Source organism: Streptomyces sp. NBC_01381 (assembly GCF_026340305.1).
Taxonomy (GTDB): domain Bacteria; phylum Actinomycetota; class Actinomycetes; order Streptomycetales; family Streptomycetaceae; genus Streptomyces.
Genome location: NZ_JAPEPI010000002.1, coordinates 2,975,427 through 2,988,877, shown reverse-complemented (window position 1 = coordinate 2,988,877; position 13,451 = coordinate 2,975,427). Strand labels below are relative to the sequence as shown.

Sequence of the window (13,451 nt, the reverse complement as noted above, 5' to 3'; positions counted from 1 at the left end):
CTCGGCCCCTCGGTGGTGACGGTCATGGTGTCGGCGCGGGCGCGCGGTCCAGGAGCGCGGCGACCGCCGAGCGGAAGCCCGCGAGGCGTTCGGCCGCCTGCCCGGCGTCGATCCGCGGCTCGTACACGGCGGCGGGCCGCCACCGCGGCACCACGTCGCGCACGCCGAGCCTCGGGTCGAGGCCCAGGCGCGCGACGGCGCCGACGCCGAGGGCGGTGACATCGGGCAACGCCGAGACCTCCACGGGCAGTTGGAGCAGATCCGCCTGGGTCTGCATCAGCAGGGCCGAGCGGGTCAGGCCTCCGTCGACGCGCAGGCTCGTCAGGGGCTCGCCCAGGTCGGCGGCCACGGCGTCGGCGAGCGAGACGACCTGCGCGGCGATGCCTTCGCACAGGGCGCGGACCAGGTGACCGGGGGCCGTGTCGAGGCCGAGCCCGGTGATCGAGCCGCGCAGATCGCCGCGCCACCAGGGCGCCGCGAGCCCGGCGAGTGCGGGTACGAAGGTGACGCCACCCGCGTCGGGCACGGCCGAACCCACCGGGTCGATGTCCTCGGCCCCGGCGATCACCCCGAGGTCGGTGAGCCAGCGGACGGCGGACGCGGCCGTGTAGACCTGCCCGTCCAGGCAGTAGCTGCTCTCCCCCGCGAGCCGCCAGGCGACACAGCTGACCAGGCCGGAGTCGCCGCGGCGCGGGCGTGAGCCGGTCTGGGCGAGCAGGAACGCCCCGGTGCCGTAGGTGCACTTGGCGGTGCCCGGCTCGGTGACGTCCTGGGCGAGCAGCGCGGCCTGCTGGTCGACGAGCAGGCCGGTCAGCGGGAGTTCGGGGCCGAAGGCCTTGGTGGTGCCGACCGGGCCCGCGGCGTCGACGACGCGCGGCAGCCGCTCGCCGCCGAGCCCGAAGACGTCCAGGGCCCGCGGCGACCAGGCGACGTCGTCCAGGCCGAGCAGCTGGGTGCGTCCCGCCGTCGCCGCGTCGGTGACGAACTCTCCGGTGAGCCGGTGCACGAGCCAGGCGTCGCTGGTGGTGACCACGCCGTCCCGGGTGAGATGACGGCGTATCCACGCCATCTTGGGTGCGGCGAAGTAGGGGTCGAGGGGGAGCCCCGTCAGCTCCCTCAACTCATCGGCGTACGGAGCTAGTTCCGTGCACAGCGGCTCCGCACGCCGGTCCTGCCACACGATCGCGTCGGTCAGCGGCCGGCCGGACGCGGGGTCCCAGGCGAGCACCGTCTCGCCCTGGTTGGCGAGCCCGACGGCGGCGACCGGCTCCCCCGCCTCGTCCAGGGCGCGGCGTCCCGCGTCGACGACCGAGGCGAGCAGGGCGGCCGGATCGACCTCCACGCGGCCGCCGGGCAGATGGCGCGGGCGCACCGGCGCGGTGCCGGAGCCGATCACGCCGCGCTCCGGGCAGAGGACGAGCGCCTTGGTGCCGGACGTGCCCTGGTCGATGGCGAGGACGGCCTCGCCGCGCGGAGCGCTGCCATTCGTGATCACCGCGGAAGCCTGCTACAGCGGCCACGAGGGCGTCAAGGGTCCCTCTTCCGCCCCGAAGGAGACGTAAATTGCCAACCGGCGCGCCGAGTTGAACACAATTCGATCCCAAAAGATCCATGAACCGCCATGGAAACGGAACATCCAGATCTACACTGACCGCCGAGCAACACCGTTGCGCCGCAAGCTAGTTCAAGCCATCAACCATTCCGCCATCCGCCCGTCCGCCCTCCTCCCCTCACAGAGGATTCATGCCCATGCCGTCCGGCCGCCCCGTCTATCACCCGGCGGGCCACGACGAACAGTTGCGCGCCGTGCTCCAGGACCTCAAGGCCGGTCGCTGGGTGTCGACGCGGAACCTGCTCGACGCGACGCCCGACTGGGGTCTGTGGACGCAGCGCACGCAGATCCTGGCGGCCGCCGTCGCCGGTTCCGACGTGATCAGGGCCTGGCAGGAGGAGGAGCCGCTCAGCGAGGCGGCCGCCGTCCTGCACGCCAGGGTGCTCGTCGAGCGGACGCTGCGCGCCCACCGGGCCGGGCACCGCCACACCAACGAGCTGTGGCGCGAGGCGGCCGCGGCGTGCGGCGCCATGGCGGACGCGTCCCCCGAGGATCCCGTGCCGTGGATCTGTCTGCTGGCCCTGGCCCAGCTCGACAAGGGGCAGCGGTGGGACGAGCACCGGGCGCCCGCCCCGGAGCCGATGCTGTTCCCCGGACCCTGGCATCTGCTCGCCGAGGCCGACAAGCGCGACCCCGGCAATCGCGAGGCCTACCACCGCATGCTGCAGTTCGCCTACGCGCGTCGACCCTCGGGACCACTGACCGAAGCGGTCAACTTCGCGCACTGGGCGGCCGGTTCGGCACCTGCCGGGTCCGCGCTGCACGTACTGCCCCTGTACGTACGGGTCGAGCGGTACCGCAAGGACGGCGGCAGCGAGCGCGCCCTCGACCTTCACTGGATCGGCGACGACGCGACCCGGTCCGCGCTGCGCGCCCTGCACCTGTGGTTCGAGCACACGCTGCCCGCGGCGACCTCGCTGCTCGACCTCAACCAGCTGGCCCACGCGTTATGGGGCGCACACCAATTCCAGGACGCCGTACGGGTGTTCACGGTCCTCGACCCCTTCTACACCGTGGCGCCGTGGACGTACCGCACCCGGTCGCCCGGTGACGCGGAGGCGGCGGCCGAGGCGTTCGTCCAGGCACGCACCCGCTGTATGAGCGCTGTACAAGATCCGGGCTGAGGCCTGCGGGCCCCGCCGGGCCCCATCGAAAGCAGCACCACCCGCTCCCCCCACCCCCAGTCCCCGCTCCCCGACGGAGGTACATCCGTGTCCCGCACCACCTGGTCGTCGAGCCCATCCGCGACCTCGGCTCCGCTGCCCGACGAGGAACAGAGACTCAGGGAACTCGGCTACCAGCCGGTCCTGGCCCGCCGGATGGGCGGCTTCGGCAACTTCGCCATCAGCTTCTCCGTCATCTCCATCCTGTCCGGCTGCATGACCCTGTACGGGTTCGGCCTGGGCACCGGCGGCCCCGCCGTGATGCTGTGGGGCTGGGCGGGTGTCGGCCTCTTCGTGCTCTGCGTCGGCCTCGCGCTCGCCGAGGTCACCAGCGCCTATCCCACGTCCGGGGCCCTCTACTACATGGCCGACCGGCTCGGCGGCCGCCGCTGGGGCTGGTACACGGGCTGGCTCAATCTGCTCGGTCTGCTCGGCGCGATCGCGGGCATCGACTACGGCGCCGCACTGTTCTCCGGGGCGTTCCTGAACCTGCAGTTCGGCTTCACGCCGACGCCGGAGAAGACCTTCCTGATCTTCCTCTGCATCCTGCTCCTGCACGCCGTCCTGAACCTGTTCAACGTACGTCTGGTGAGTCTGCTCAACTCCATCAGCGTGTGGTGGCACGTGGCCGGTGTCGCCGTCATCGTGGGCGTTCTCGCGATCGTGCCGGACCACCACCAGTCGCCGTCGTTCGTCTTCACCGAGTTCGTCAACGACACCGGGTGGGACAACCCGCTCTACGTCACGGCGATCGGCCTGCTCCTCGCGCAGTACACGTTCTCCGGGTACGACGCGTCCGCGCACCTGTCGGAGGAGACCTCCAACGCCTCGGTGTCCGCGGCCCGCGGCATCGTGCGCGCCATCTGGGCCTCGTGGATAGCCGGTTTCATCCTGCTGGCCGGGCTGACCTTCGCGATCCAGGACTACGCGGGCACGCAGCGCAGCGAGACCGGCGTACCGCCCGCGCAGATCATGATCGACGCGCTCGGCGAGTCCGGGGCGACCGCGCTGCTGCTCATCGTGATCGTGGCGCAGCTGTTCTGCGGCAACGCGGAGACGGCGGCCGCGAGCCGCATGGTCTTCGCGTTCAGCCGCGACAACGCGCTGCCGGGCTCCGCGGTGTGGCGCAAGGTCAGCGCCCGCACGCAGGTCCCGGTGCCCGCAGTGTGGCTTTCGGTGGGCCTGGCCGCGCTGATCGCGCTGCCGTCGCTCTACTCGGCGACCGCGTACACGGCGGTGACCGCCATCAACGTCATCGGCATCACGCCCGCGTACGCCATCCCGATCTTCCTGAAGCTGCGCGCGGGCGACCGCTTCCAGCCGGGCCCGTGGAACCTGGGCCGCTGGAGCAGGCCCATCGGCTGGATCGCGGTGCTGTGGGTGGCGTTCGTGACGGTCCTGTTCTGCCTGCCGCAGGTGTCACCGGTGACGGCCAAGTCCATGAACTACGCGTCGATCGCGCTGGCCGTGGTGCTGATCCTCGCCACGGTGTGGTGGTTCGTGGCGCGTCGCTCCTACAGCACGCCGTCGGCGTACGGGTCGGAGCGGGAGCAGGCGGAGATCGCTGAGGACATCGTCTGAGCTGTCCTCTCAGGGAGTGCGGCGGGGGTGCGGGCCGGTTGATCCGGTTGGTTCACCTTCCGCCCGCCACGCGCAGGATCGTGCCGGTCGCGTACGAGGCCTCGTCCGAAAGCAGCCAATGGACGGCCGCCGCGATCTCGTCGGGCTGCCCCGAGCGGCCCAGGGGGATCCCTGCCGCGAGCTTCGCCGGGCGCTCGGGGTCGGCGTGGAACTCGGTCCAGATGACGCCGGGGGCGACGGCGTTCACGCGGATGCCGTGCTCGGCGACCTCCTTCGAGAGGCCGACCGTCATCGTGTCGACGGCGCCCTTGGCGGCGGCGTAGTGGATGTACTCGCCCGGGGCGCCGAGGGTCGCCGCGGCGGAGGAGATGTTCACGACGGCGCCGCCGACGCCGGTGCGGGTCATGTCGCGGACCGCGCGCCGTGCGCAGAGCAGATAGCCGAGTACGTTCACTTCGAGTGCGCGGCGCATGGCGGCGGGGTCGGCCTCCGCGAGGGGGCCGACGGGGGCGCCGACGCCGGCGTTGTTCACCAGGCCGGTCACCGGGCCGAGTTCCGCGGCGGCGGTCTCGAAGAGGCGGTCGACGTCCGCCTCTTCGGCGGTGTCCATCTTGACGGTGACGCAACGGGTGCCGGCCTCGCGGACGGTGGCGGCGACCTTCTCCGCCGCTTCGGCGTCGGAGTGATAACCGAGGGCGATGTGGTGGCCCTCGTGCGCGAGGCGGCTGCAGATGGCCGCGCCGATGCCGCGGCTGCCGCCGGTTACCACGGTGACGGGGGTGTGCGGCATGTATTCCTCCACGGGGCTGGGCAGATCTGCTGGGCAGGCCTGGGCTGGCAGGGTTGAGTCGAGGTGATCGTAATCCTGTTTGATCGATCATTTGGTACCGGGGCTGCGCCCCAGACCCCGCTCAAGACCGCCGCTTCGCGGCGGATCTTTCCCGCCCGCGCGCCGTCGTCGGCCGCGCCGCCGTACCGCCGCTTCGCGGCGAAAGCTTTCCCGCCCGCCCACCCGATACCCCGCGCTTGCCCGCCCACCCTTTCAGCCCGTCCGGCGATTGAGGACGAACTCGGCGGAGCCGGTGATCGACGGTCACGAATCGCCGGAGGCAGAACCTCAGCCCCTCCGCGCCCGCACAAACTCCCGCAACGTCCCCGGCGCCAGCCCTCCGTACCCCTCGATCGCCTCCGTCACCCGATACAGCTCGTGGTGCGCCCCGATCAACCGGAACAGCTCCCACAGCTTGTCCAGGTGCGCCACCACATGCGCGTCCCCGTACAGAGCCATCGCCCGTTCCCGCCACTCCTCCGGCGAGGCGTCGACGTACTTCAGGCCCCCGCCGAACGTCTCCACCACCTCCCCCACCGAAAGCACCTGCCCGGTAAGCAGCACCACCGCCGAAGAGACCTCCGGGAGCGGATCCGTCAGGAGCCCGGCGCCCACCCGCGCCACGTCCTCCCCCGCGATCAGCGGAAGCACGGTGTCGGGCGCGCCCAGCGGCATCGCCAGCTCACGTCCGCCGCCGGCCCGCACCAGGAAGTCCAGGTTCTCGAAGAAGACCCCGGCACGGAGGTGCACCGCCCCGACGCCCGCCCAGTCGAAGACCTCCTCGGCGACCCAGTGCTGCCGCATCCTCGGCGTCCCCGCGTCCGGCGCGGCCGCCAACTGGGAGACCTCGACGACCCGTTCGAGCCCCTCCTGCCGCGCCGCGGCCGCGAAGGCACCCGTCGCCTCGAGCAGGCCGTCGGTGACGGGATAGGTGAAGAAGGCACGGCGTACCCCACGCACCGCCGAGAGGACGTCGGTGATCTCGCGCAGATCGCCAACCACCACCTCTGCCCCCAACTCCCGCAGCCAGGCGGCACGTTCGTCGTCGGTGCGGACGAAGGCGCGTACGGCATGGCCGCGCTCGCGCAGCAGGCGTACGACGTGACGGCCCGTGGAACCCTGTTGGCCGCCCGCCGCCCCGGTGACCAGGATGGGTGCATCCGCCCCGCTCATGGCGCTCACCGTCCCTTGTCCGTCACGTCGGCGAGGGTGATGCTGAACGCGCCGAGGCGTTCGAGGTCTCGCAGGAAGGGCTCCGCCCGGAACGCCTCTCCGGGTGCCAGCACCCCGGTCCTCGCCGGCCCCCTGCCCTCGGCGATCCGCACCGCCGCCTCCACCGAGGCGAGCGCCCCGGCCCGCCACAGATCATGGCCCGTCAACTGCCCTGCCGCGCCGCCTCCTTCGCCTTCCCCGATCGCCTGGACAGCGATGGTGAAGTCGGTGCCCGCCCGTTCCGCCGCCCCGATGTGCTCGCTCTCGAAGGCTTCCGGTGCCTCGAAGGCGCTGTTGCTCAGCATCAGGTCGACGTTGCGTACGGGGACATGGCGGGGCACCGTCACGACCTCACTCGACGGGAACGGCGCGATCATCGTGCGCGGGCCGACCGGCGGCGGGAAGGGGAAGACGGCGCTGCGGGGCTCGACGTAACCCGCGTGCAGCGCGCCGTCGCTGAAGGTGAGGCGTTCGGTCTCGGCGAAGAGGTGGCTCGCGGTGTTCTTGGCGCCGGTGGTCAGCCGCCAGCCGTGCACGGCGTACGCGATGACGATCCGGTCGATGCCCGCGATGCCGTCCGCCACCGCCCCGGCCAGGAGGTCGCCGAGACCTCCGTAGAAACTGAGGCCGGGGATCATGACGGCGCCGGTGCGCTCTGCCGTGGCCTGCGCGGTGTCGAAGACGCCCTTCACGTGGTGGGGTTCGAGGGCATGGTCGATGTAGTGGCAGCCGGCCTCCGCGGCCGCCGCCGCGACCGGTGCTCCGGTGACGGCGAACGGGCCCGCGCAGTGGATCATGACGTCGGCGGCCGTCATCACCTCGCGCAGTGCCGTGGCGTCGTCGACGGTGGCGGTGCGGGTCCGTACCCGGTCGCCCGCGTCGAGTTCGTCGGCCAGCGCGCGCAGCGCCTCGGCGTCACGGCCGGCCAGGAGCAACTGCTCGCCTCTGGCCAGGAGTTCGGACGCCACCAGACGTCCCGTGTGGCCATAGGCTCCGTAGATTGCGAAGAGCGGCTTTGTCATGCTCAACTCGCTTCCCTACCGAAGGTATGCAATTGGTGCGGAACCTACGTACCCTGAGTATGTCCGTCAAGGAGCCGACCGTGACCACCCCGCCCTCGCGCCCAACTGCCCGCCGCACCCAGGCGGAACGGTCCGACGCGACCACCGCGCAGCTCATCACCGCGGCGCAGCGGCTCTTCGGCCGGGACGGGTACGCGACGACCTCGATCGTCGCCGTGGCGGCCGAGGCCGGGGTCACGAAGGGCGCGGCCTACCACCACTTCCGCGGCAAGGCGGCGCTGTTCCACTCGGTGTTCGTCCGCGAACAGGAGGAGATCGCGGCGGAGTTGGAGCGCGCCGCGGCCGCGGAGCCCGACGCCTGGTCCGCGCTGCGGCGCGGCTGCCGCCGCTTCCTCGAGCACTGCCTCGACCCCGGATTCCGGCGGATCGTGCTGCTCGACGCGCCCGTGGTCCTGGGCTGGGAGACCGTCCGCGAAATCGAATACGCCCATACGTTGCGGGTGTTGACCGACGGAATGCGTGCCGCGGCCGCCGCGGGGCACTTCGGCGACGGGGATCTGGATGTGCGCTGCCAGATGATGTTCGGCGCGCTGTGCGAGGCGGGCATGCTCCTGGCCCGTTCGCCCGACCCCGCCTCCGCCCTCACCTCGGTGACGGCGGAGGCCGAACGGCTGCTTTCGGCGCTGGCCGCCCCTTAGACCTTCTCGGGGGCAGCCCTTTAGACCTTCTCGGGGGCAGTCGTCGTCCCCTAGACCTTCTCGGGTGCCGCCTCCTCGGCGGGCAGGCTGTCCATGAAGGAGGAGACGGAGAACACCGCGTTCCCCGGGCCCGCCGGGCCGTAACCGGGCGGCGACGTCAGGCCGTTGGCCTCCATCGTCGCGCGGTACGCCTCGAGCAGGCGGACGTGGTACTCCAGCGGCGCGCCCTGCGGGTTGGCCTTGCCCAGCGGCGTCGTCGGCTCCGGGCACCAGGTGGTGAAGCGCGGGGTGATGCCGCGCGACATGAAGTACTGGAGGCCTTCGACGGTGGAATCGATGGCCTCGCCGACCGTCTTGAACCCGAACGGCTCGGCCATCTCCACGCCCGCCACGAAGTTCGGGATCACATTGCGCGGGCCGAAGACCTCCGCGGAGTCCAGGATGCGGCGGTGCCACTCGTCACGGCCGACATAGCGCTCCTTGCCGGGGCAGTACCGCTCGAACAGATACGGGTCCCACACCTCGTAGTTGGGGTGGTAGATCCGCACGCCGTAGTCGTGGAAGCGCTGCACGTCCGCCTTGGGGAGCGCCTGTGCCACGACCTTGCCGATCCAGCGGCCGGGGAAGCGCTCCTCGATGGCCTTCGCGTACTGACCGTAGAAGTCCGCCTCGTCCTTGCCGCCGACCTTCGAGGTGACGGCGCCGCCGGTCAGCGTGTAGGCGGTGGAGGACTTGTTCGTGTCGTACTTGTCGATGATGGCGAGCGCTTCGAGGACCTCGTCGACGGGCTTCACGCCCGTGTAGGGGCGGCCCGCCGCCTTGTGCTGGCGCCAGTTGTGGTTGATGTCGCAGTACTGGCACTCTTCCTTGGCGCCGAAGTACTGGCAGACGCGGAAGACCGTCAGATAGATGAGGTAGCCCCACTGGATGGTGGGTGCCACCTCCATGACCGACTTGCCGTTCTCCAACGTGTGCCGGTAGTAGTCCGGCATCGGCGGCAGGCCCACGTCCGAGATGCGCGCGCCGTCCAGATAGAGGCCGAGGACGCCGTCGTCGTCCGCCGCCACGCGGTAGGGCGAGGACGGGTTCACGCGGACCGAGACGACCGTGCGGCGCAGTTCGTAAGGGCCGCCGGTGAGGACGATCTCCTCGGGCGGGCGGCGCAGGGCCGCGGCGCCGAGCTCGGGGAGCGTGCCGTGGTCGAAGGAGAAGATGAAGTACGACTTCGGCTTGACGTCGCCGTCCTCATTGTCGCTGAGCGCCGATTCGTCGAAGGCGATGCCGCCCCTGAGCAGGTCTTCCTTGATCACCGCCTCTCTGGGCACCTGCGGGAACCGCTCCATGAGTGACTCGACGAGCTGGGTACGGCTCTCGCTGCGGCTTGCCATCGGCCGGGCACCTCGGATCCTGTCGGTGAATTGTGCTTTCCCGTGGCCCCCACGCTAATACCCGTCCCGTGCGCCGCGGATCCGACTCCGGTCTCAGCCGGTCTCAGACCTCAGTGGTAGCCCTGCGTGACGTGCCTCCCTCCACGGGGTGGGCGGGAACCTCGCGGCACCGGCCTGCCGTTGTCCCTACATGAACGAGCTGGTTCCCGGCGGCAATGTGCCGTTGCCCGACGGCGCGGTCACCCTGCGTGTGCCCGGTCCCTTCGACCTGTCCGTGATCGTCACCGGCGACAGCGGGAAGGTCGCGGGCGACCGCGACTTCGTCTTCTACAACCAGCCCGCGACGTCCGGCGCCCGCCTTCAGGGCGACACGGTGACCGTCGACGGGCGGCGCCTGCGCGCCGGTGCCAGCCGTGTCACCGTGGCCGTCAGCCCCGCCGATCCGGGCACTCCCCTGGAGCGGCTGCCCGGCATCGCACTTCAGGTGCACGGTCCCGGCGGGCAGCTCGTCGCCCGCTTCACCCCGCCGCGCCCCGGCCGCGAGACCGTGCTGCTGCTCGCGGAGATCTACCGCCGGGGTCCCGTCTGGAAGCTGCGGGCGCTCGGTCAGGGGTACGCGGACGGGCTCGCGGGGGTGGCGCGGGACTTCGGGGTGGAGGTGACGAAGGACGATGCGCCGCCGACACCGCAGCCTCCGCCGCTCCCGTCTTCTGCACCCACGCCTTACGCACCGTCCCCGCCGCTCCCCTCAGCGGTGCCCGCGCCCGCCGCGCCTCCCGGCCTGGACGGATTCCTCCCCCTGGTGAACGCCGCGCGCGGGAAGGCCGGGGCGCCGCCGGTCACGCTCGACGCGCGGCTGACGGCGGCCGCGAGCACGCACGCCGCCGGTATGGCGGCGCGGTCGGCGCTCAGCTCGGAGAACGCGGACGGTTCGTCCCTCTACCAGCGGGTCGTCACGGGTGGGTACGCGTATCTGACCATCGGCGAGCACCTGGTCTCCGGGCCCCTCACACCCGCCGAGTTCGTGGAGTACTGCCTCTCGGGCGAGCAGGCGCGGCGTACGGTCCTGGACCGGGCGTACGCGCAGGTGGGTGTGGCCCAGTGCGTCGACGGCCGCTCCGGGGACGTCTTCTGGACGGCGCTGTGGGCCACCCCGCTCACTCCGCGGGGCCTGGCCGACTGGGCTTCCGCCGTGCTGCGGCTCACCAACGCCGAGCGGACGGCGGCCCGTCTGCGGCCTCTGTCCCCCGACCCTCTCCTCACCGTGGCCGCTCAGGGGCACAGCACGGACATGGTCGCGCGCGCCTTCTACTCCCACACGTCGCCGGACGGCGGCGAACCCTGGCACCGCGCGTCCGCCGCGGGCAGCGCGCACCGCGCGATAGGCGAGAACATCGCCTGCGGGCAGCGCAGTCCGGCCGAGGTGGTGGACGGCTGGATGAACAGTCCCGGCCACCGGGCCAACATCCTCAAACCCTCCTTCACCCACCTCGGCGTCGGCTTCGCGGGCGGCGGCTCGGCGGGCACCTACTGGACCCAGCTCTTCGGCGGCTGAGCAACCCGGGCGACGCGGACGGCGTCTGCTTGCAGAGCGGGCCGGCGCGCGAGGTGGGGCCTTCACGCACCGGCCCGCGTCCGCGTCACGGCCGGGTCCATCGGCAGGGGCGCCCTCGGCCGCGGCCCTCCGCCGGAACCGCCGACCGGGCCCGTCCGGCGACCGCTACCGGAATCCCGTCCGACCGAGCCAGGACGTGCGTTAAGGCCTTCGCACACCAGCCCGCGCCACCGCCGATGGCCCTCCGCCGGATCCCTTCGCCGCGCGCCCTCCGCCGAAAACGCCGACCGGCCCCGTCACCCAACCGCCACCGGAACCCCCGTCCGAGCCGACGCATAGCCCGCCTCCACGATCTTCAGCGTCCGCAGGCCTCCCTCCCCGTCGGCCACATCCATGCCGGAGTCCTGCGGCCCGTACAGGAACGCCCGCAGCATCCGCTCGTCCAGGTTGGCCCCGAACGGCAGTTCCAGGCCCTGGCGTCGGCGTTCGCTGTAGCCGTGCAGCGACTGGTCGAAGGCGTCCATCTCCAACGTCGCGCGCTCGCCGACAACGGTGAGTTCGAGCCCGCCCCAGGAGTGGTGGGAACGCGGGTGGGACCAGCTGCAGTCGATCGTGGCGACCGCGCCGTTGTCGTAGGTCACGGTGACGAGCCCGCTCGTCTCGGCCTCGACCTCGCCCTCGTACAGACGGTTGTTGGTCTGCGCGTACACGTCGAGGGGGCGCGCGTCGCCGAACAGGTCGTCCAGGAGGTCGGTGATGTGGACCGTGTGGTCCATCAGCGCGCCGCCGCCCGCGAGTTCGGGGTCCGCGAACCAGCGCCTCGCCCGGGTCGGCATCGCGCCGTTGTTCGCGCCGGAGACGGTGAGGACCCTGCCCGCTTCGCCCGAGGCGACCGCCGCCTTGACGGCCGCGTACGCGGGGCTGAAGCGGACCGGGAAGGCGACCGCGAGGCGTACCCCGGCCGCCCGGCACGCGGCGAGCATCGCCTCGCCGTCGGCGACCGTCGTGGCGAGCGGCTTCTCGCACAGGACGTCCACGCCGTGCGACGCCGCGAGCTCCACCAGCGGACGGTGGCGGGCGTTCTCCGAGCAGACGATCACCGCGTCCGGGGACCAGGCGAAGGCTTCCTCGTATGAGTCGGCGTACGCGACCCCAAGATCGTCGGCGAAGGCACGACCCCGCACCTCACCCGGCGCGGCCGACCCGGTGTCCGGGTCGCTGCCGATGAGCTCGACTCCCGGCATCCGGGCGAGCAGCCGCAGATACCCGCGCGCGTGGACATGGGCGAACGACAGCACGGCGACCTTCATCGCGTGACCTCCTGAATGGCCTCAAAGGCCTCACTGGCCCTGGCGTCCGTCCGGATCTCGACCGCGCGGCCCGTACGACTCGACTCCACCACCGCCTCGGCGATGCGCACCGCCTCGATGCCGTCCCGCGCGCTCACCCGTGGCGCGGCACCGCCCTCCTGCCATGACGCCGCGAACTCCCGCAGCTCCGCCAGGTAGGGGCTCTCCGTCATGGGGCTGGAAGGGATGCCCTCGTTGGCCGCGCGCACTCCCTGTGCGGTGATGCGGTAGCCGGGCACGGACGTCGAGTCGTGTCGCAGCAGTCCGTCGGCGCCCGCGATCCGGAACGTCGTACGGAACCGCTGGTCCGGGAGCCCCCACAGGCCGGTGACATGGCTGACGGCGCCGGACGCGTGGGTGAGGACGGCGGTCGCGGAGACGACCTCGGCGTCCGCGCCGGTGGCGTGCTCGACGCCGCGGGTCTGCGCGTGCACCCGGACCACGTCGCCCGCGATCCAGCGGGCGATGTCGATGTCGTGCACCATCAGGTCCATGATCACGCCACCGGACTTGGCGGGGTCGCCGAACCAGGGCGCCCACTGCGGACGCGCCCCGCCCCGCGTGAACCGCAGTACCGCCAAGTCCCCCAACTCGCCGTGCTCCACCGCCTGTTGCATTGCCGCGTACGCCGGGAAGTAGCGCACTACATGGGCTGGGTGCAGGTGCACGCCCGCCGCCTCGGCGGCCGTCGCGATCTCCTCGGCGTCCCGCGCGGTCAGGGCCAGAGGCTTCTCGCAGACGACGTGCCGGCCCGCGGCGACGGCGGCGAGGGCGAGTTCCTTGTGGGTGGGTGTGGGGGTGCAGATGTCGACGGCGGTGCAGTCGTCGAGCAGCGCGTCGAGGCTCGGCACGGCAGTGACCGCGTGCCCCTTGCGCCCTGCGCGCCCCTCGAATTCGGCGGCGAGCTTCTGGGCCGATCCGTCGACGGTGTACACGCTGACGCGGGCACCCAGTTCCAGCCAGCCGGGCAGATGGGCGCGTGCGATGCCGCCTGCGCCGAGCAGGCCTATATGAAGCGGTCGCATCAAGGGAGTTGCCTTTC

At 71.8% G+C, this 13,451-nt stretch carries 11 protein-coding genes; 4 read left to right on the top strand and 7 right to left on the bottom strand.

From position 1 onward, the window contains the following. Positions 1-22: 22 nt before the first annotated feature. Positions 23-1,495 (bottom strand): FGGY family carbohydrate kinase, encoded by a 1,473-nt coding sequence (locus OG453_RS34875; RefSeq protein ID WP_266872554.1) that lies wholly within the window; start codon positions 1,493-1,495, stop codon positions 23-25. Positions 1,496-1,749: 254 nt separating this feature from the next. Here OG453_RS34875 and OG453_RS34870 point away from each other — a divergent pair, with 254 nt between their 5' ends. Further along, a complete protein-coding gene (locus OG453_RS34870) occupies positions 1,750-2,736 on the top strand; it encodes a hypothetical protein (protein ID WP_266873242.1) in 987 nt (328 codons plus the stop codon). An 87-nt stretch (positions 2,737-2,823) separates the two neighbouring features. Then, positions 2,824-4,356, top strand: a complete 1,533-nt coding sequence (locus OG453_RS34865) for an amino acid permease (protein WP_266872553.1) — start codon at positions 2,824-2,826, stop codon at positions 4,354-4,356. Positions 4,357-4,408: 52 nt separating this feature from the next. Here the strand turns inward: OG453_RS34865 and OG453_RS34860 are convergent, their stop codons facing one another. The 3 genes from OG453_RS34860 to OG453_RS34850 all read right to left on the bottom strand — a co-directional run bounded on the left by OG453_RS34860 (position 4,409) and on the right by OG453_RS34850 (position 7,419). Beyond that, a complete protein-coding gene (locus tag OG453_RS34860) occupies positions 4,409-5,146 on the bottom strand; it encodes an SDR family oxidoreductase (RefSeq protein ID WP_266872552.1) in 738 nt (245 codons plus the stop codon). A 327-nt stretch (positions 5,147-5,473) separates the two neighbouring features. Then, positions 5,474-6,358: an NAD(P)H-binding protein gene (locus OG453_RS34855; protein WP_266872551.1), complete on the bottom strand. Its 885-nt coding sequence runs from the start codon at positions 6,356-6,358 to the stop codon at positions 5,474-5,476. A gap of 5 nt (positions 6,359-6,363) precedes the next feature. Continuing rightward, a complete protein-coding gene (locus OG453_RS34850; RefSeq protein WP_266872550.1) occupies positions 6,364-7,419 on the bottom strand; it encodes a saccharopine dehydrogenase NADP-binding domain-containing protein in 1,056 nt (351 codons plus the stop codon). Positions 7,420-7,499: 80 nt separating this feature from the next. Between OG453_RS34850 and OG453_RS34845 the strand changes: the two genes are divergently transcribed. Then, entirely contained in the window at positions 7,500-8,117 is a 618-nt protein-coding gene (locus OG453_RS34845; RefSeq protein ID WP_266872549.1) for a TetR/AcrR family transcriptional regulator, read from the top strand. Between the two features lie 50 nt (positions 8,118-8,167). Here the strand turns inward: OG453_RS34845 and OG453_RS34840 are convergent, their stop codons facing one another. Then, positions 8,168-9,505 (bottom strand): radical SAM protein, encoded by a 1,338-nt coding sequence (locus tag OG453_RS34840; RefSeq protein ID WP_266872548.1) that lies wholly within the window; start codon positions 9,503-9,505, stop codon positions 8,168-8,170. A gap of 190 nt (positions 9,506-9,695) precedes the next feature. Here OG453_RS34840 and OG453_RS34835 point away from each other — a divergent pair, with 190 nt between their 5' ends. Continuing rightward, the gene (locus tag OG453_RS34835) at positions 9,696-11,060 is read left to right on the top strand and encodes a CAP domain-containing protein (RefSeq protein ID WP_266872547.1); all 1,365 of its coding nucleotides are present in this window, start codon (positions 9,696-9,698) and stop codon (positions 11,058-11,060) included. 296 nt (positions 11,061-11,356) lie between these two features. On the opposite strand, the gene OG453_RS34830 is transcribed toward OG453_RS34835, so the two are convergent. Next, complete coding sequence (locus tag OG453_RS34830) at positions 11,357-12,370, bottom strand: Gfo/Idh/MocA family protein (RefSeq protein ID WP_266872546.1); 1,014 nt, start codon at positions 12,368-12,370, stop codon at positions 11,357-11,359. Continuing rightward, complete coding sequence (locus tag OG453_RS34825; protein ID WP_266872545.1) at positions 12,367-13,434, bottom strand: Gfo/Idh/MocA family protein; 1,068 nt, start codon at positions 13,432-13,434, stop codon at positions 12,367-12,369. The genes OG453_RS34830 and OG453_RS34825 overlap by 4 nt, the downstream gene beginning before the upstream one ends. Positions 13,435-13,451 lie beyond the last annotated feature (17 nt).

Excerpts from the sequence above, each read along its gene's own strand:
- OG453_RS34850 (WP_266872550.1), bottom strand. The coding sequence starts at position 7,419 with ATGACAAAGCCGCTCTTCGCAATCTACGGAGCCTATGGCCACACGGGA.
- OG453_RS34840 (WP_266872548.1), bottom strand. The coding sequence starts at position 9,505 with ATGGCAAGCCGCAGCGAGAGCCGTACCCAGCTCGTCGAGTCACTCATG.
- OG453_RS34830 (WP_266872546.1), bottom strand. The coding sequence starts at position 12,370 with ATGAAGGTCGCCGTGCTGTCGTTCGCCCATGTCCACGCGCGCGGGTAT.
- OG453_RS34855 (WP_266872551.1), bottom strand. The coding sequence starts at position 6,358 with ATGAGCGGGGCGGATGCACCCATCCTGGTCACCGGGGCGGCGGGCGGC.
- OG453_RS34870 (WP_266873242.1), top strand. The coding sequence starts at position 1,750 with ATGCCGTCCGGCCGCCCCGTCTATCACCCGGCGGGCCACGACGAACAG.
- OG453_RS34835 (WP_266872547.1), top strand. The coding sequence starts at position 9,696 with ATGAACGAGCTGGTTCCCGGCGGCAATGTGCCGTTGCCCGACGGCGCG.
- OG453_RS34825 (WP_266872545.1), bottom strand. The coding sequence starts at position 13,434 with ATGCGACCGCTTCATATAGGCCTGCTCGGCGCAGGCGGCATCGCACGC.
- OG453_RS34860 (WP_266872552.1), bottom strand. The coding sequence starts at position 5,146 with ATGCCGCACACCCCCGTCACCGTGGTAACCGGCGGCAGCCGCGGCATC.